Raw genomic sequence first — 18796 nt, forward strand, 5'->3', positions numbered from 1 at the left:
AGGTATAATAACAGTTTACAAAAACACAAACCCGTGGATTGAAGGCGGACCAGACATAATCATGAGGACAAAAAAGGAGCTGCGGAGATACGTCTCCGTATAGCTCCTTTTTAAATTTATCAAAAGGAGGAAGTGAAAATGGAACAGATAGTTTATTTTTCAGGGAAAGTAAAAGAATTAAACAAATTTTTAAAAATGCTTTATACAATACACGGGAAAATAGTTGCAGTTGACATTGACAATACCCTTATCAATGTCAACAAGGAATTAAAGAAAACAGGATACAACATAAATTTATATCCCAATCCCGAACTAACAGAAGATTTTTGGGTTTCTGAAGAAGGGATAAACATTCTTTTCAATGCAGGCCTTATTCCTACTACAACAAAATTTATAGCAACTTTCATTACACTTGGTCCAGAAGTAGTTTTTGTAACGAGCAGAAACTTAAAATTAAAAGCCCTTACAGAAGAGTGGGTAAGGAAATATTTTCCTGGTTTTGAGGTATATTTTACAAAAGAAAAACATCTTCTTGATGCTGATATATACTGTGAAGACGATCCTCAACAAATACAAAAACTTATTTCTTTAAATAAAACTGTAATCATTCCAGAGTGGCCTTACACAAAAGATTTTCGTGTCTATAAAAATGCTATACTTTACAGTTTTTAAAGGAGGGGATTTAAAAATGTCCAATTACGATTATGACAAAAGGCTTTCTATACTAAACGTCGCAAAAAAACTCGGAATAAATATTCTAAAAAGAGCTTCAAGTGAAGAATACATTGCAAGATGCCCGTTCTGCGGAGATTCAAAAAATCCAACGCACGGGCATTTGTATTTAAATATTGAAAAAGATGCATATCACTGTGTACGCTGTGGAAAAAAAGGATATGCAATCGGTCTGTACGCCAAAATGCGAGACATCGACAGAAAAGAGGCGTACAAAGAGCTTATGGAAAAAGAGGCTGATGAAAATATCATTTTAACCCCTCCTGTAAAAAAAGTTAAACAAAACACTGTAGCACCAATCGGAATAAGAGATAGAACCTACAGGGCTTTTCTAAACAAACTTATTTTAAACCCTGAGCACCTGCGAAACCTCATCAAAAGAGGGTTATCATGGGAGGAAACAGCAAAAAATCTCTATAAGTCCCTGCCGGAAGAACCCCAGCAGCGCTGGGGAATATGTAGGGAGTTAATAAAGGAAGGGTATAACCTAAAAGGTATTCCGGGTTTTTACCAAAGAGAAAAGGACGGAGAAAAGTACTGGGATTTTGTAGATTACAAAGGCTTTTTAATCCCTGTAAAAGACGTACAGGGACGGATACAGGGCTTTCAAATAAGACTGGACGAAGAAGAGTTCGGAAAATATGTCTGGTTCTCGTCCAGAAACAAATTAAACGGCACACCTGCCCATGCATGGCAGGGAGTCCATGGAGAGCCTTCTAAAGTTGTTATTATCACTGAAGGCCCCCTAAAGGCGGATGTAGCACATTATCTATCACGTTTTACGTTTGTGTCTGTACCTGGAGTTACAGCAATAAAAGGAATAGAAGTTGTACTAAAGGAATTAGAGGCAGAAAAGGTTTATATTGCTTTTGATATGGACGTACTAACAAACCCGGCAGTACAGAAGGCAAAAGAAAAGTTGGAAAGAAAACTCGTTGAAGCAGGTTTTGAAGTTCGCACAAAGACATGGGACAGCAGATACAAAGGGATAGATGACTACCTCCTAGCGCAGAGAAAGCAAAAACAAAAGCAAGTTGTGTGAGAGAGGCTTTTGGCCTCTCTTTTTTTAAATTTTGAAGAAGGGGAGTTTAAAATTGGATAAGATTTTAAAACTAATAGAGCTTTGGGGAAGTGAAGGCTGGATAGAGTTTTCTCCTCATTCATTAGAACGAATAAATGATAGAAGCATAGTTAGAGAATTAATTCCAGATACTATTAAAAGTGCTGAAGAAGAGCTTGGAGACGGTAAAGTTAATCAAGATTTTGTTATTATAAATACTTTTGCAAATATAACCATAGCAGGGACATTTGAAAAACCAGATAAAATTGTTATTAAAACAGTGGTTGATAAAGGAGAAAATTTCATTCCCAAAAGAAAATGACATAGTTTATAGATAGTGTAAAATTTCAGTAGGTAACGAATCAGGAAAATGAGGTATAGATGTAGAAAAAAAGACCTCACCGGAAAAAATCAAAAATCAAAACAAAGGAAAGTGAGGTCAGAGATAAAATAAAAAAGATAATGCAGCCGGTGCAACAGGGGAAAAAAGAAAATACACGGAAGAAAACATAGAAGAATGGTTAAGAGTTTCATTACCGATACTGGAAGGTCCATTTGCGAGCAAGCCATGGATAAAATACGTTTTAAAGGAATTAATACGAGCAAATGGATTAGCAGTAGGTATTTGAGGAGTAAACAATTCTAGTATATATTTTACATTAAAAAAGCAAAAAAAGAAAGCGGATATTTATGATTTATTGAAGTAATAATTTAACATAATTAGCAATATATATAAACTGCTAATTTTAAACTCCTAGATTTTTAACGGTGAGGTCAGTTGTAAAAATTTTTTACCTACGAAATCTTGACACGGACCCCTGTTATAAAGGAGTTGCTGCACCTTTATTTTTATGTTAGAATAATTCTAAAAGAGTATTTTTGTGTGAAAATAAAAAGGAAAAATTCAAAGAGTATGGGCTTATAAATAAAAATTGTTCTAAATTAACAAAAAATTTCCATAATTTAAAATAGATTGTTTCTTACTTTTTATTACAGCCTCACTGCAAAAACATCTCTCTTGTTTCGCTTTTAAATAACCTAATATGGGTTGATAACGTAAGAAGGGAGAGGTTTTAAAAATATTGAAGCCTCAGTTTTTAATGAACTATATGGGTTGATAACACCTTTGAATCTTCTTATATAGTTCTGACTAAAGGTGTTTTTAACAAACTATATGGGTTAATAACTTTCCTACTTGTTCTATATGTTCACCTATTTCTAATACGTTTTTTTATGAACTAGGTGGGGTGAACATTTTTTTCATTTCACCTATATAGGTTTTTTTTAGAGAACTTTTAATCTAAAAACGTCTATCTTTGCAAACTTTGCGTATAAATCCTAAGTTGCAGCAAGATCTTCAAATATTGGATTCCGTAGAGGCTTTTTTGTTTTTACTGACAATCCGCTTTTATCTCATCAATAAATTCAAAAGGATTCCCGCCGGCTTATCCTAAAATTTTGCTAAAAATATAAAAAAATTTCCTTAAAAAAGAAGGAAAATATTATTTTATGTCGAATATATTAAAATTGGATTGGTTATCCATTTTTTTGACATGATCCAATAGAACTTATGCGGCTGTTTCGGCGCCCATAAGTTCTATTGGTGGTAATAAAAGCAAAGGAAATCGGAGGCAGTGCTGTTAAGCACTTACATCCGAGAGGTAGAGTATTTGCTTTTTCGAAAGCTTTGTTTTTTTGTAATAAAAAAAGATTAATCATACGAAATCTCTAATTTATTTAATACTTAATTTAATAACATTCTTGCTGTTCTAGCATTTGGTGCTTCAAAATAAGCTTTCGTTTGGCATGTATTTCTTTATTGTAAAGCTTAAGGAAGAAGCAAATTTGGTTACATATATTGTGATTTTGATGCTGCTTGACGAGCTATATTTGAATACATTGAGTCTTGGTATAATAGAAAAAGACTTCATAGTAGCATAGGCTATATGACTCCACAGGCAATTTGAGAGCATAGTTAAAAAGTTAGCATAAAAATTTCGAGTTTTTGTGTCTACTATATGGACGTAAAATCCAATAATATTTTACACTATCCTTATGGAAGGTTATTTAACTACATGCGTTAAGGTGATATACTCAAAAATAGTAAAATATAATATACAGTTCAAGGGTGTAAACTATGATTATACGGTATTGTGATAACTGTAAGTTAGAATATTACGATTTATATTTGTCTGAGTGTCCAAAATGTAACAAAAAAATGTCTTTAACTTCAAAAATATACTATTGTGAGAAATGCAATATACCAATTTATACCGATAAGTGTGAAATATGTGGGTCTTATGGCAAATATCTAGCTACGGATGTTCGACCAGTTTTTCCAAAAGAAAGGTTACTAATAGAAATAATACTTAAAAAACCTCTTGAGTTCAGATACTCATCAGTTTGGGCTGATATTACTGGTAATAGATATTTCATAGATGGTAAAGAATTGCGAATAAATAAAAAACAAATTTACAAAAATATATCAGAGGCAGATATAAAAGAAGTTCATCGTAAACTAAGAGAGATTGAAGATAAGGAAGGAGAAAAAAAATTTAATGAAATAATCAAAAAATTTATTGAGGCAAATGCTTTCCACTTTGAAAAGTTATTCTTTGATGCAAAAAATTTTATAAAAGAAAATACTAAAGGTTATAGTTTGGATGAAATATTTATATCTTTTAGCGGTGGAAAGGATTCTACAGTAGTTAGTGATTTGGTAATGAAAGCTTTAAGCACGTCAAAGATAATCCATATTCATGGGGACACTACATTAGAATTTCCTTTTACTACTGAGTATGTAAATAGATTTAGAAAAAACAATCCATATACCCCACTAATTATTGCAAGTAATAAAGATGCAAACTTTTTTGAATTGTGTGATATTTTAGGACCACCAAGCAGAGTGATGCGATGGTGTTGTACAGTCTTCAAAACTGGTCCGATCACCAAAAAAATTAATATACTTTTCAAAAATAAAGAAAAAGTGTTGACATTTTATGGAATTAGAAGTAGTGAAAGTAATAGCAGAAGTAAGTATAGTGAAGTTACTATAAGCCCTAAAATTACCAAGCAAGTAGTAATTTCTCCTATATTTAATTGGACAAATTTTGATGTATGGCTTTATATTCTAACCACAGGAATTGATTTTAATGAAGCATACAAGTTAGGCTATACAAGAGTAGGTTGTTGGTGTTGTCCAAACAATAGTGAGTGGTCGGAATTTTTATCACGAATATATATGATGGAAATGACCGAAAAGTGGGAAACGTTACTTGTGGATTTTGCAAAAAGGTTAGGGAAAGAAGATGCAGAAGTTTATGTTAAAGAAGGTAAGTGGAAGGCAAGGCAAGGTGGAGAAGGTTTAGAATATAGCACTAACTCAATTATCAGTTATAAACCTTGTAGCAGTGATGAAAACACTCTTTATTACGAACTTAAAAAGCCAATTTCTAAACAACTATATGAATATTTCAAACCGTTTGGAGAATTGAATTTTGAAATAGGAAATAAGTTATTGGGAGAAGTTTATGTTCTTGATAGGAACAAAAATGTAGTATTAAAGTTGCAGGGTATAGAGGGTGATACAAATTTAAAAGTCAGTGTATATGGCAATAAAACAAAAATAATAAAACAAAAAATAGATGCTCAAATTACTAAGTATCAGATGTGCATAGGGTGCTTGGCTTGTGAGGGAATTTGTCCTTTGGGTGCGATAAAAATCATTGGGAATGAGTACAAAATAGATGATAGTAAATGCATAAGATGTGGAAAGTGTATCCATTATTTTGATGGAGGATGTTATATAAGGAAGGTGTTAACTATAAAAAGAGGTGTTTAAGTATTATGGAAAGTATCAAATATAAATTAAAGGGGCATGGTTCGTTTTATATCAGAGAAGGCTGGCTTCAAAAAGGATTAAAGAAATTCCGATTAGTTGGGCCAGATTTGTTCAATAAAAAAGAAGCAAATGAGATTTTAGGCGTTGGAGCGAATATGGTAAGTGCCATAAAGTATTGGCTTATTTCAACAGGATTATTGGAATATAGTGATGATAAGAAAATTTTGAGGATTACATCATTAGGAGAAAGAATACAACAATATGATCCGTATTTTGAGGACTATTTTACATTGTGGATACTTCACTATAATATCGTAACTAACAAGGAATATTGTACATCATGGTATTTATTTTTTAATCACATAGATGCTAAATATTTTTCAAAGCAAGAACTTTTTGAGCTTGTGAAAGATAAATTTGAGAAAATTTTTAAACCAACAAAATATTCGACTCGGTCCCTAGAAGATGATTGTGAATGTATCATAAAAATGTATTTATACAATAGATATGAAGAAGTTCTACCTGAGGATAATCTAATATCTCCATTTGCTAAATTGGGTTTAATTAAATTAAAAGACAGAAAAAAGGGTGTGTATGAAAAAGGAACTCCTAATTTCACTTTGTTGTCGCCATTAGTTATTTTATATGCTCTCGCAGATTATTTAACTGGTAAGGCATCTATTGATTTAGAAGAAGCAGTCTTTAGAAGTAACTTGATTGGTAAGATATTCAATATCGATAGTTTTACTTTTTATCGATATTTGGAAATGTTAGAAAAGCAAGAATATGTCAAAATAGTAAGGACTGCAGGTCTACATACCCTTTATGTGAATTTAAATAGCAAAAATGATGTTTTGGAGGAGTATTACACTCATGAAGCAGGAGATAAATATGCCTATAACTAAGTATAGTGATTTCATTGAAGTAGAAGAAGCTTATAACTACTCAATAAATTTGAGGTATGATTTAAATAATTTACAAAAAATAAGAGCTTTTATACCAACAGAGAAGAATGTAGCACTACTAAAAAATTTATTGTTGAATGTGTTGAGCAAAAATAAGAAAGCCAATATTGTTATTGGACCTTATGGGAAGGGAAAATCTTATGTATATCTTATTCTACTTTTTATTTTGTCATTGCAAAAAGAAACTGGTAAGGAAAGTAGCGCAAAGATAGCTATTTTGAATGAATTAATTGAGAAAATAAGCGGAATCGATTCACAAGTTGTTGAAATAATTGATGAGATTATAAAGAAAAAGATCTCTTATATGCCTGTAATAATAAATTACTCATATAAAAATATTCAGCAGATGTTTTTATCAGCTTTAAATGAAGCAATTGAAAGGGAAAATCTTTCAAAGTTAAAGATTTTTACTTCATTTGATGCAGCAGTAGAAAAAATAAATTCATGGAGTAATGAATATCCAGAGGCTTCTGAAAAGTTGGAAGAATATTTGAAACAGTTGAACATTACAAAAAAAGATTTTATAAAGAAATTAAAAGAATACGATTTTGATACATATAACATATTTACAGAAATATACAAAAAAATTACAGCAGGTGCAGAATTTGATCCTTTATTAAATGATGATGTAGTAAATACATATAAAGCATTTTCATACAAGCTTAGAGAAACAAAGTTATATAATGGAATTTATATTGTTTTTGATGAATTTAGTAAATTTATTGAAGAGGCTGTAAGTGAAAAAAAGAATCCACAGCTAAAGATAATTCAAGATATAGCTGAAGCGGTTGAAAGAGATGGTGAAGGCCTAATTTTCTTTGATGGAATTATGCATAAACCATTTGACCATTATCTCAAAAATGCCCTATCAATACATCAAGATCAATTCAGAGCAATAGAGGGTAGGTTTAGAGAAATTTATTTCATAAATACAATGAAAGATGATTATAGTTTGATAGAACAAGTAATAAAGAAAGATGGAACAAAGTTTAACATTATTTGGAATAGATATAAAAACAAGATTGAGGAGGTATTTATACAGGCAAAAAGTTTGTTTTCACCCATATATAGTGAAGAAGAACTGAAAGAATTAGCTAAAAAGTGTTTTCCGTTAAATCCAGTAACGTTATTTGTATTGCCTAAATTATGTGAGTTAGCAGCACAGAATGAAAGGACACTTTTTACTTTTTTGACTGGACATGAAAAAGGAGGCTTTTTACATTTTATTGAGAAGAGGTTTAATGGGGATAAAATTGAATTACTAAATGTAGATGTGCTTTTTGACTATTTTGAATTTTCGTTCAAAAAAGAGATTTTTAACAAAAAAATAATAGAAATTTATTCAATTGTCCAAAGAGCATTACAATTAGCAGCTAGTGATGATGAAAGAAAGATATTGAAAGCATTAGCAATATTCTATATGGTAGACGAAACAGAGAGATTACCACCTAAGGAAGAATTTTTAAGATGTGCTTTGCAAATTGATGAAGAGAATTTTGAGAAAATTATTCAAGATTTACTAAGAAAAAAAATTTTGGTTAAGAGGAAGAGCAATCAATTTTTAGATTTTCTGGTTTCGAGGGTAGGAGACTTAGATGAAAAAATTAATTTGTACAAGACTTTGAAAGTAAAGGATGTAAATATAAGCCAAGTAATTGCAAAGATAAGAGGTTCAGAGTTTAGTTTGCCTCGAAGATATAATGATAATTTCGAAATGACAAGATACTTTTACAAAATATTTATGGAGTTGAAAGAATTAGAACGTATCAATGGATATAAAGACTTAGAAAATATAAAATTTGCAGATGGATATATAATATACTTAATATGGCACAATAAAGAAGACATAAAGAAAGCTATAGAAAAAATAAGACGAATAAATGACGAAAGAATTATTCTTTGTATTTCCCAGAGATCATTTGAAAAGATAGAAGAGTTGAGAGAATATTTGGCGTTACAACTCTTACTAGAAGAAGCAATAAAAGAGCAAGATGAAATGCTTATATGTAATTTGGAAATTTTATTAGAAGATGTCGAACAACTAATATATGATTATTTAGAAAATTTGTTTGATTACAATGCATGCCAGTTTTATACATGTAATAAAGGTATTCAAAGAATAGAAACTGAAAAGCAACTTAGTTCTTTTTTGTCTGATATATGCGAAAGAGTGTACAATTCAACTCCAATAATAAATAATGAAATGATCAATAAAAATAACTTAACATCTCAAATACAAAAAGCATTAACAGCAGCAATTGAGTATGTTTTAAAGGGAAAGTATGATGATATAGAAGGAAATAAACCAGAAAAGACTATATTAAAGTGTGTTCTCATAAACAAAGGTTTGTTAGACGAAGAATGCAAAGATTCTAATCTAAAAAAGGTATTAGAAGAAGTGGAAAGTTTTCTACAAAATGTCTCGCGGCAGAAGAAATCATTTAGTGTGTTATATGAAACCTTGCAAAACCCACCGTATGGTCTTAGAAAAGGAATTATACCTTTGTACTTAGCTTTTAAAATAAAAAATTTACTTTCTAACGCTGTGTTTTACTATAATGATAAAGAAATAGATTTTACTCCTGCCATCTTTAATGAGATAAATAAAAATCCTGGCCAATATTCTTTATTTGTTGATGAGAATGCAGTTGAAAAAGAAAGTTATCTTGAGAAGTTAGAAAGTCTATTTAGGGATTACATGATGGATAACAACAAAAGCAGATATGCAAAAATTTATCATGCTATGAGAAGATGGTATTTTTCATTACCTCCTATAACACAAAATACTGACAGAATTGAAATAGAAGAGGTTTGTTCTTTAGAACAATTGAAAGCTTTCAAAAGGGAGATTTCTAAAGTAGAACAAAATTCCTTTGAATTCATTAGTTATAAACTTTTGAAAATTTTTGATAGTAGTTCATATAAGGAAGTTGCTGTAAAAATAAAAGAGGTTAAGAAAATTCTTGATAATTATTTGGACGAAGTTATAAAAAGTATGGTTGCAGAGATTAAGGATATTTTAGGCATAGATAATGAAAGTACCTTTGCAAGTGGTTTGAGAAAGTGGTATTTATCATTACCTGAAATGATCAAAAACAGATTTACTAATGAGACAGTTAATTCTTTTTTGAAATATATAAAAATGTTAGATGATTATGAAGACAGAAAAATTGTATCTGATTTATCCTCAATTCTGTTGGGCATTGATATTTATAATTGGAATGATGACAGCTATAAAAAATTCATTGAAAAAATTAAGGATATAATTCGAAACTTGCGAGAACATAAGAATAAATCTATTACAGATTTTATAAAAATTTCGTATAACAATGGCAACAGTGAAGTGGCCAGAATATTAGAAAAGGTTGAGATTTCAGAAATAGGGAAAACATCGAAAAATGCTATAGAGGAGATATTAAATGAATTTGGTAGTTCAATTGACGATATTGAGAAACTTAATATATTAGTTTCAATCATATTAGAACATCTAAAGTGATTTGAGGGAGAGGAGAATGGAGAGAATTATATACTTAGATAATGCTGCAACAACATATCCTAAACCTCAGATAGTTTATGACCAAATGGATTATGTCAATCGAAATTTAGCTTTTAATGCAGGTAGAGGATTATATAAAGGTGCAAAAGATGCTGAAGAAATTATTGCTGAAACCCGAGCATTAATTGCTAAATTAGTGAACGTTAATAGAAGTGAATATGTCATTCTATTTCCCTCTGCAACAATAGCATTAAATGCAATTGTTAATGGATTGAGATGGGATAAAGCTTTTAATATTTATGTTTCTCCGTTTGAACATAACTCTGTCTTGAGACCTCTTTATAAAATATCCAAAAAGGGAAATATCAAAATAATAGAGTTACCATTTAATAAAGAAACGTTTGAATGGGATATTGATAAAACTAAGAAGCTTTTTGAAGAGAATAAACCTGATTATGTTTTTATAACTCATATTAGTAACGTGACAGGCTTTATTTTGCCAGTTAAAGAAATTAGTACTTTAGCAAAACAATATGGAGCGAAAGTTGTTTTGGATGCTGCACAATCAATGGGGCTTATAAATTTAGATTTGTACGAAGTGAATGCAGACTTTGTAGTTTTTGCTGGACATAAAAATTTATATGGGCCTTTTGGAGTGGGAGGCTTTATTGCAAATCCAAAAAGTTATTCCAAAGAAGTGTTAGAGCCATTTGTTGTTGGCGGTACTGGCAGTGATTCACTCAACCTTGAGATGCCAGAAAGCCTCCCTCAACGGTTTGAGGCAGGTAGTCCTAACATTGTGGCAATCGCTGGATTGAATGCGGCACTCAAATGGATTTCAAAGAAAAAAGGAGAAATGGAAAGAAAGGAAAAAGAACTTACACAAATCTTAATAGAGGAATTAAGAGATTTAGAAATCGAATTGTATTTGCCTTTGGATTTACAAAATCACATGGGAATAGTTTCCTTAAATTTAGATGGATATAGAGCTGATGAAGTTAGTTATATTTTGGACAGGAGATTTAATGTTGCGACCCGGGCAGGTTTTCATTGTGCAGCGTTTGTTCATAGATTTTTAGGCACAGTCGAAAGAGGCGGAACAGTAAGGATAAGTGTGGGATATTTCAATAATGAAAATGAAATCAAATATCTTGTTGACTGCTTGAAAAAGATTATTGCTTATTGAAATTTTGATATCGAAGGTGTAAAAGGGAAATGAGTTTTGATGAATTGAGCTTGAAAATGGTTTACAGGTCATCGAATGATGATATTGTGAGAGATTTTTTAATACCTGCTTTAGAAAAAACAGTAGTGTATAAAAGGGCAGTTGGCTTTTTTTCTTCTACATCTTTAATTGAAATCACAAAAGGTTTATATGGGCTGGTGAAGAACAATGGAAAGATATACATTGTTGCTTCACCAGCTTTAACTAAAGAAGATATTGAGGCAATTAGAAAAGGATATGAAAAAAGAGCTATTATAGAAAAAAGGATATTAGACTCATTTCAAGAGCCGAAAGACTATTTTGAAGAAGAAAGGTTAAATCTTTTAGCACATCTTATAGCAATGGGTTATTTGGATATAAAGCTCGCCTTTATGGAGAATGAAAATGAAGTAGGAATATATCATGAAAAGATAGGAATAATGATCGACAAAAAAGGAAATAAAATAGCCTTTACAGGATCTTTGAATGAAACAAAGACAGCTTATATGAATAATTTTGAATCTATAGATGTTTTCATGTCTTGGATGGGAGAAGACTCAAGAACAAGAGTGGAAGAGAAGGAAAAGAATTTTGACGATTTGTGGCATGATAGAACGTATAAAGTTAGAGTTATTGATTTTCCAAAAGTAGGATATGAGAGATTGAAAAAATATATGAAACCACATCTTGATTTAGACATTGATAAAAAACAATTCTTTGTGAATTATAAATCTGAAAAGAGAGAAAGTATATTTGTCAAACCCCAAGATTTACAATTTCGAGATTACCAGCTTGAGGCTATTGAAAACTGGCTCTCAAACAATGGACAAGGAATTTTCAACATGGCAACAGGTACGGGAAAGACTGTAACTGCACTGGGTGCTATAAGTAAACTTGCAGAAAAATTGAATTACAAAATTGCAGTTGTAATTGTTTGTCCGTTTCAGCATTTGGTTGAGCAATGGGCTGAAGAAGTTTGCAAGTGGAATGTAAAACCCATCATTGGCTATTCAGGCTCATCTCAAAAAGAATGGTTAAGTAGGCTGAAACAAACAGTAAGAGATTATAATTTGGGGTTTGTTCAAAATTTTTGTTTTATTACTACAAATTCAACATTTTCAACTAATGATGTACAGAAGCAACTTGCTAAATTAAATCGCAATTCTTTAATAGTAGCTGATGAGGTCCATTATTTTGGTGCAGAAAAACTTTCTAAAAAGTTATTAAACAATTTCACATATCGCTTAGGGTTATCAGCAACTATAGAAAGGCACTTTGATCCTGAAGGCACAAAGAAAATTTATGGTTATTTTGGAAATGAGTGCATTAATTATCCAATTGAGCTTGCTATTAAAAATGGAATGTTAACTCCCTATTACTATTATCCCATAGTAGGATATTTAACAGAAGAGGAACTTGTAGAGTACAACAGATTGTCCAGAGAATTAGGGAAATATATAGAAATTGATGAGGATAAATATGGAAATTATTATATAATACTAAATGAGAAAGCAAAGCAAATAGCATTAGAAAGAGCAAAGATTATTGCGGGTGCAAAGATAAAGTTGGATTTATTAAAAAGACATATAAAGCCTTATACTAATGATACCCATATACTGGTATATTGTGGTGTTTCGAATATGTCATATGAAGATTTTAAAGGTGATAATGACACAACAAAGTTTGGTATTAGGCAGATTGATGAAGTAACGAGGATATTGGGTAAGGAATTAAGTATGAAAGTTACAAGATTTACATCGAGAGAGTCAATCGAAGAAAGAGAATGGATCAAGAGAGAGTTTGAAAAAGGAGAAAAAATACAAGCAATTGTAGCAATAAAATGTTTGGATGAGGGGTTTAATATTCCAGCTATAAAAACTGCTTTTATACTTGCAAGCACAACAAATCCTAAGGAATACATACAAAGAAGAGGCAGGATTTTGAGGCTAGCTAAAGGCAAGGCATATGCCACTATTTATGATTTTGTTATATTACCAAGACCACTTGAAGAGGTTAAACATAAGAGCTGGGAAGAGGTAAAATATGATATTTCACTAGTTAGGCGGGAAATTGCAAGAATTGAAGAGTTTTGTAGAATATCTTTAAATTCAAGTGAAGGATTTGAGCTGATAAGCAAGATAAAAGAGGTTTATGATATGTTCGATGTTTTCAAAGGAGGATGAAGGTTATGGAGGAGATTATTGATAAGAGAAAAGCTAAAAGGATGTTAATTAAAATAATTGGTATAGAGAGAGAAAATTTAAAAACCAAGAAAGAAAGAAATATTGATATGGTGGAAAAATTGAAGAAAATTATTGAGGAGGAACTAAAAAGATGATATTAAAGCAACTAATCCTCAAGAATTTTAGGCAGTTTAAGGGGGAACAAGTCATTACATTTCCTGTTTATGGCAATAAAAATGTAATAGTTGTATGTGGTAATAATACTGCAGGGAAAACCACTTTGATTCAAGCATTTTATTGGGTATTATATGGAAAGGCAGATTTTAAAAGCAAAGGAAATTTGCTTAACTTAGAAATTGCTAACTCAATGAAAGAGGGAGATAAAGAAGAGGTGAAGGTCTCGCTCGTACTTGTTGACAGAGGTATTGAATATACTGTAACAAGGAAACAAGAATATATACACATTGGAGCAAATGAACCAAAACCTTTACCTTCCAAAATTGAAATGTTTTACAAAGATGAACAAGGAAATATAAAGCCAATCATAAGGGAATATGATATTATAGATACTATAAATAAAATCTTGCCTGAAGAACTCTCCTATTATTTTTTCTTTGACGGTGAGCGTATAGGTAATCTTGCCAAAAGAAATAAAGATGGCAAAGAAGAATTAACAACCGCGGTGCGTAATATTCTTGGGTTAGCAGAAATTGTAAATGCAATTGAGCATTTATCAGGCAAGCCCAAAAATAGTGTGATTGGTATGTTGAGAAATAGCTTAGATGAAAAAGGAGAAGAAAGAATAAAAGTATTGAAAGAAGCGATAAATAATTTAGAAATGGAAAAACAAGAAGTAGAGAGAATGATAAAGACTGTAGAAGATAATATAAAAAATTATGAGCAAAAGATAAATGACATAGAGGAAATTTTAAGAAAAAATGAGGAAACTGCTGCTCTACAGACTAAAATTGATTCAAACAAGAGGTTAATCAATACTTTAAATGAAACATTAAAAGAGAAGGAGAAAAGATTAAGAAGTATTATTCAAGATAAATTATTTGCTTTTTTTGTTACTCCGTTAGTTGAGAAAATAGAAAATGATTTAATTAAATTCAATTCATCTATTAAGGTTGTACCGAAAATATCTACCGAGACTATTGATTACATAATTCAACAAGGTGTATGTATATGTGGAAATAGAATTTTAAAAGACAGCGAGGAATACAAAAGGTTAGTAGCATTAAGAGAATATTTACCACCTAAATATATTGGAACAGCAGTGAATGAGTTTTTAGCAGATGCTTATTCATACAAAAATGATGGTAAGAGATTTATTGACGAGATAAAAGAGATTTACGAAGGAATTTGGCGTTGCAGAGAAGATATTAAGAATTTGGAAGAGGACAATGAAAATATAATGAAAAAAATAGGCGACAAAAAGGATTTGAGATATCTCAAGGGGGAAAAAGAAAATTGGATTAAGCTGAAACAGCAAGAAGAAAGTAGAAAGAGTGAGATGTATAAAAGGCTAGGAGTAATTGAGAAGGATATAGAGGAAAAAAACAAAGAGCTGAGTAAGTTAGCTGATAAAAGTGAGAACAACAGATTTATAAAGTTATGCATTAAATATGCTGAATATCTTTCTGATTCTTTGAAGAGATTTTACAAACAAAAAGAAGAAGAGATCAGAGAAAAGCTAAATGAAAAGGTAAATGAGATTTTTTTAAAAATGTATCATGGACAAGGGAGAAAAATAATTATTGATTCTAACTACGATTATCAAATAATAACTGAATATTTAAATGATGAATTGAAAAACAAAGCAGATGAATCAAGAGGCTTAGAAACCGTAATGAGTTTTGCATTCATCGGGGGAATAATACAATTAGCACGAGAAAAAATAACAAATAGTAGTAAGCTTAACTTTGGTTTTGAAGATGATGATGAATTTAATATAGAACTGGATACAGAGCCATATCCTTTAGTGATGGATGCCCCATTTTCAAATGTAGATGAAATTCATGTAGAGAGTGTTTCAAGAATTCTTCCTGAGATAGCAGAGCAAGTGATTATGTTTATAATGAATAAAGATTGGAACTATGCGCAGAAAGTACTAGAAAGCAAAATAGCGGCTAGATATGAGCTTCAAAAAATCTCTGAAACACATACAATTATTAGAAAAACTTAATATTTTATACAATATATAAGGAGGAGTACTATGTTTGAAAGAGAATATGCTTTTAAAGGGAAACATGCTACATATGTAAAGAAATTAAGTGAAGTTTTATTTCCCCGGTATATTGATGTGTATATCATAGCACCAATTGTTGGATTATACTATAACAGGACAGCTTCTATAGATGAAACTGAAGATGATACTGCTAAAATATTTGCTGAACAGTTAGTAGCTGAAAGAAAGCATTTAGAATTTGCATATAAATTAGTGATTTTGTGTTATAAAAATGATAATTTTAATGAGGATTTTGAAAAAAGAATAGAAAGAGTTTTTTCGACTGATGAGGAAGTAATAAAGGAAAATATGAAAATATTTAATGAGTATGTGTTAGGCGGAATTGAAGTTTTATATGAAAAAATAATAGAAGAAAATGATGGAGATTACATAGGTAACTTTGTAGAATTTGTCAATGATTTTCAAAGAGAAATCATGGTATCTAATGGAGAAAATAAACTAAGTGATTCAACGCTTATTAAAGAAATATTAAAAGATTATTAAATGTTGAAGTAATAAATTTGTTACGAATTAGCTCTGCTTTTGAGCATAGCAGGTCAAGTCCAAATTTTTGTGTAAAATCCCTCTGGTTAGAATATGAACTTTCTTTATCACCACCGTTCAATTCATTGTACTGCCTCTGCCCCCCTGGTGTCAAGGATACGCTATTGCCGGCTTTTGCTCGTCCTTGACAACGAGTGCTTTCGGCAGTTACTAAAAACTAAGGGGTGGTGATAAAGGGCATTTTATTGGAATAACCTTTTCATTTGATTTTTTGAAACCTCTTTTTGCTACTCAAAATACTCTCTCATGTCTAAAATACTTCCTTCCTGTTCTATTAATAAAGCTCCAATTAGACGAATACCAGATTCCAGACTTGGGAATATACGGTTAAAAAGGCCACTGGTAAATTTACCATTGCAAAGTCTTGAAACTCTTTAAGGGAAGGGTACCAACTCTAGTGACTAAATTTCTTGAATAGTAACCGTTACGATAGTCTTGCCTCTTTTCTGTTCTTTTATAGTATTCAGCTTTGATTTGCTCAGTAGCCTGAGTTACCAGGATTTGAGTGAGCACAGACTCTAAGAATTTAGCTAGCTTTTCATCTTTGGTTTTTTTTACAAAAAGGGCGCGTGGTGAAGACATATTTACCACCTAATTTATTACTAAATAGGGAACAAAAAGCCCATACTTTTCTGAAGACATCCTCAAGTAATATAGTTGGGAAAAGGAATACATGGGAGGAGACCAGAAGTTTTGAATCTCTAAACTTTTCAAACAGTGTCCTCCCATTCATTCCCTTACCGTTGTGAGGTCTATAAAAATTCTAGGTATCCTGCCACCTTTGAGCTCTTTCCATGAATTCATCTTTAAACCTATAAATTTTTGGTTGTATACTCCGTGACATTCTTTAGGCAGAGTACCTACAAAGGAATAAATTCTTTTTCGATTATATGAATCAGCGGTTGATGGTTCTGGGAAATGTTGAGCGACCAAGGAGGGAGATTTGTTTGGTTAGCTTTGTAGAGTTATTCCAAACCGGCTGCCCTGGAAGAGATAAATTCCTTTCTCGCTTTTTTGGGCTTTTTAATGAAGAAGTGGTCAGATATTGATGTAAATATCCCCAGGCTCCTTACGAAGATCTGGGACGTCCCACTTTGTATAAGCCGGGTGAGAAACGAGGTCATACTCTAGATTTTACTTTGAGGCATAAGGAAACAGGGCGGATTTTTGTAGCAGAGATGAAATGCGAACTGGAGTTTGAAAATTATCGGTACTTAGCACTTAGAGAACCTTGGCAATTAGAGCATCACCGTAGTCAGAAGGCCTTTTGTAAATTTTTGGAGTTAGCTAAAAATCCAGGAGCTTATGAGGTTAGGGTGGGTGGTAGCCAGATCAGAGTTGACGGAGCTGTTTTAATTTGGGGAGTTGTGCTTCCTGAAGGGCGAAGGACAGTTATAGAAAAATATGGATTTGACGAAGTGCTGGCAGTAGAAGATATGATAAAGGATCTTCGCCAATGGAAGCCAGGGGAGTGGATTCAAAGAATAGAACAAATTCAGGGGTGGGTCAATCAACTCCTTGAAGCTTTAAAATAGGTGCTTTGGGAAGTATACTAAGATAACTGTCCCAAGCTTTCAAGAATTTTTTCTGCTCCTTCTAAAGGTGGCAGAGGATGGGCGAATACATATGTTACGAAAAGCATATGACGTTTTGGCAAAAAATTCAGTTTTTCTTACAATGATCTGGCAGAAAAACTACCCAGCGGAGGAACACGTTTCAGAAATAGGATAGAGTGGACTCTTGCCCATCTGCAAAAAGCAGGGCTTATGGAAACTACTAGCCGAGGTCAGTTTAGGATCACCCAGTGGGGCCTATAAATATTAGTGATAAATCCCAGTTCTATAGGTTTAAAATATCTTGCCCAGATTTCTTCCGAATATCGGGCTTGGCGGGTAGGGGGACATGGAACCGGAGCACAACGGCGAAAGAGAGAAAAGAGGAAGAAAACCTGTTTCTTCGAACAACGACTGGAAAATACTTATCAGGGAATCATTGAAACATTAGCAAAAGAATTCCTAGAAAAAATTAAAAATTGTTCTCCTGAGTTTTTCAAGATTTGGTGCTGGTTTTCCGGGTTAAGATAGGTTATGAAGGTTCTACCAGACAAAAGTGAAAGTAAATAAAATTAGGAGAAGGACATAAATATTTTACCATATATTGTATTTTATCTTTCCAGAAAAAGTAGCAACTTATGAGGTATAAGACCAAATTTTTTTAAAATTTTTTACAACAAAAGACCATAGTGTAAAATTATCGTAGGATTTTGGTGATGAAAAATAGACAACCCTTGTGATAAAATAGAAATATAATACTGTAGGATTTTTACTTAAATAGGATAATGATTATCGAAATGGCAGAATTTACCAAACTATTTTAACTATGTTTTAATGAGTATTAAGGTAAGATAGAAATATAAACTTTCTTCAGTTTGTTGACAAAGCAAAATTTAAGCCCCTGTTTTCCTATTTCCGAAAACAGGGGCTGTATGTATCTGGATAAAATTTTCTTTAAAACTCCAAAT

At 31.7% G+C, this 18796-nt stretch carries 13 protein-coding genes and 3 pseudogenes; 14 read left to right on the forward strand and 2 right to left on the reverse strand.

The features are described 5' to 3' along the window. Positions 1 to 138 precede the first annotated feature (138 nt). The 12 genes and pseudogenes from JG780_RS06700 to JG780_RS06755 all read left to right on the forward strand — a co-directional run bounded on the left by JG780_RS06700 (position 139) and on the right by JG780_RS06755 (position 16215). Positions 139 to 672 carry a 5' nucleotidase, NT5C type gene (locus tag JG780_RS06700; RefSeq protein ID WP_287569700.1) on the forward strand — a complete coding sequence of 178 codons (534 nt, stop codon included), beginning with the start codon at positions 139 to 141 and terminating at the stop codon, positions 670 to 672. Positions 673 to 688: 16 nt separating this feature from the next. Beyond that, positions 689 to 1774 (forward strand): DUF3854 domain-containing protein, encoded by a 1086-nt coding sequence (locus JG780_RS06705; protein ID WP_287569702.1) that lies wholly within the window; start codon positions 689 to 691, stop codon positions 1772 to 1774. Positions 1775 to 1826: 52 nt separating this feature from the next. Further along, the gene (locus tag JG780_RS06710; protein WP_287569704.1) at positions 1827 to 2114 is read left to right on the forward strand and encodes a hypothetical protein; all 288 of its coding nucleotides are present in this window, start codon (positions 1827 to 1829) and stop codon (positions 2112 to 2114) included. Between the two features lie 1561 nt (positions 2115 to 3675). After that, positions 3676 to 3759, forward strand: a pseudogene (locus tag JG780_RS06715) (IS3 family transposase); the annotation flags it as partial. A gap of 170 nt (positions 3760 to 3929) precedes the next feature. Then, positions 3930 to 5633 (forward strand): phosphoadenosine phosphosulfate reductase domain-containing protein, encoded by a 1704-nt coding sequence (locus JG780_RS06720; protein ID WP_287569707.1) that lies wholly within the window; start codon positions 3930 to 3932, stop codon positions 5631 to 5633. Between the two features lie 5 nt (positions 5634 to 5638). After that, positions 5639 to 6538 carry a DUF4007 family protein gene (locus JG780_RS06725; protein WP_287569709.1) on the forward strand — a complete coding sequence of 300 codons (900 nt, stop codon included), beginning with the start codon at positions 5639 to 5641 and terminating at the stop codon, positions 6536 to 6538. After that, positions 6507 to 10094: a hypothetical protein gene (locus tag JG780_RS06730; RefSeq protein WP_287569711.1), complete on the forward strand. Its 3588-nt coding sequence runs from the start codon at positions 6507 to 6509 to the stop codon at positions 10092 to 10094. Before JG780_RS06725 ends, JG780_RS06730 begins: the two co-directional genes overlap by 32 nt. Before the next feature lie 16 nt (positions 10095 to 10110). Next, positions 10111 to 11280 (forward strand): aminotransferase class V-fold PLP-dependent enzyme, encoded by a 1170-nt coding sequence (locus JG780_RS06735; protein ID WP_287569713.1) that lies wholly within the window; start codon positions 10111 to 10113, stop codon positions 11278 to 11280. Between the two features lie 29 nt (positions 11281 to 11309). Further along, the gene (locus JG780_RS06740; protein WP_287569715.1) at positions 11310 to 13481 is read left to right on the forward strand and encodes a DEAD/DEAH box helicase family protein; all 2172 of its coding nucleotides are present in this window, start codon (positions 11310 to 11312) and stop codon (positions 13479 to 13481) included. Positions 13482 to 13486: 5 nt separating this feature from the next. Beyond that, complete coding sequence (locus JG780_RS06745) at positions 13487 to 13636, forward strand: hypothetical protein (protein WP_287569717.1); 150 nt, start codon at positions 13487 to 13489, stop codon at positions 13634 to 13636. Beyond that, entirely contained in the window at positions 13633 to 15669 is a 2037-nt protein-coding gene (locus tag JG780_RS06750; RefSeq protein ID WP_287569719.1) for an AAA family ATPase, read from the forward strand. The genes JG780_RS06745 and JG780_RS06750 overlap by 4 nt, the downstream gene beginning before the upstream one ends. A gap of 30 nt (positions 15670 to 15699) precedes the next feature. Beyond that, the gene (locus tag JG780_RS06755; protein WP_287569722.1) at positions 15700 to 16215 is read left to right on the forward strand and encodes a DNA phosphorothioation-associated 4-like protein; all 516 of its coding nucleotides are present in this window, start codon (positions 15700 to 15702) and stop codon (positions 16213 to 16215) included. A gap of 408 nt (positions 16216 to 16623) precedes the next feature. On the opposite strand, the gene JG780_RS10710 is transcribed toward JG780_RS06755, so the two are convergent. Further along, on the reverse strand, positions 16624 to 16857 hold the full coding sequence (locus JG780_RS10710) for a transposase (RefSeq protein WP_353844452.1): 234 nt from the start codon (positions 16855 to 16857) through the stop codon (positions 16624 to 16626). Next, a pseudogene (locus JG780_RS06760) lies at positions 16814 to 17083 on the reverse strand (IS481 family transposase); the annotation flags it as partial. The pseudogene JG780_RS06760 and the gene JG780_RS10710, both read right to left, overlap by 44 nt. Positions 17084 to 17369: 286 nt before the next feature. Here JG780_RS06760 and JG780_RS06765 point away from each other — a divergent pair. Then, the gene (locus JG780_RS06765; protein WP_287569725.1) at positions 17370 to 17810 is read left to right on the forward strand and encodes a hypothetical protein; all 441 of its coding nucleotides are present in this window, start codon (positions 17370 to 17372) and stop codon (positions 17808 to 17810) included. 132 nt (positions 17811 to 17942) lie between these two features. Further along, positions 17943 to 18092 (forward strand): annotated as a pseudogene (locus JG780_RS10715) (winged helix-turn-helix domain-containing protein); the annotation flags it as partial. Positions 18093 to 18796 lie beyond the last annotated feature (704 nt).

The sequence above is a fragment of the Thermosipho sp. (in: thermotogales) genome (genome assembly GCF_020054775.1).
GTDB classification, from domain to species: Bacteria; Thermotogota; Thermotogae; order Thermotogales; family Fervidobacteriaceae; genus Thermosipho; species Thermosipho africanus.

Excerpts from the sequence above, each read along its gene's own strand:
- JG780_RS06740 (WP_287569715.1), top strand. The coding sequence starts at position 11,310 with ATGAGTTTTGATGAATTGAGCTTGAAAATGGTTTACAGGTCATCGAAT.
- JG780_RS10710 (WP_353844452.1), bottom strand. The coding sequence starts at position 16,857 with ATGTCTTCACCACGCGCCCTTTTTGTAAAAAAAACCAAAGATGAAAAG.
- JG780_RS06730 (WP_287569711.1), top strand. The coding sequence starts at position 6,507 with ATGAAGCAGGAGATAAATATGCCTATAACTAAGTATAGTGATTTCATT.
- JG780_RS06725 (WP_287569709.1), top strand. The coding sequence starts at position 5,639 with ATGGAAAGTATCAAATATAAATTAAAGGGGCATGGTTCGTTTTATATC.
- JG780_RS06745 (WP_287569717.1), top strand. The coding sequence starts at position 13,487 with ATGGAGGAGATTATTGATAAGAGAAAAGCTAAAAGGATGTTAATTAAA.
- JG780_RS06720 (WP_287569707.1), top strand. The coding sequence starts at position 3,930 with ATGATTATACGGTATTGTGATAACTGTAAGTTAGAATATTACGATTTA.
- JG780_RS06735 (WP_287569713.1), top strand. The coding sequence starts at position 10,111 with ATGGAGAGAATTATATACTTAGATAATGCTGCAACAACATATCCTAAA.
- JG780_RS06700 (WP_287569700.1), top strand. The coding sequence starts at position 139 with ATGGAACAGATAGTTTATTTTTCAGGGAAAGTAAAAGAATTAAACAAA.
- JG780_RS06755 (WP_287569722.1), top strand. The coding sequence starts at position 15,700 with ATGTTTGAAAGAGAATATGCTTTTAAAGGGAAACATGCTACATATGTA.
- JG780_RS06750 (WP_287569719.1), top strand. The coding sequence starts at position 13,633 with ATGATATTAAAGCAACTAATCCTCAAGAATTTTAGGCAGTTTAAGGGG.
- JG780_RS06705 (WP_287569702.1), top strand. The coding sequence starts at position 689 with ATGTCCAATTACGATTATGACAAAAGGCTTTCTATACTAAACGTCGCA.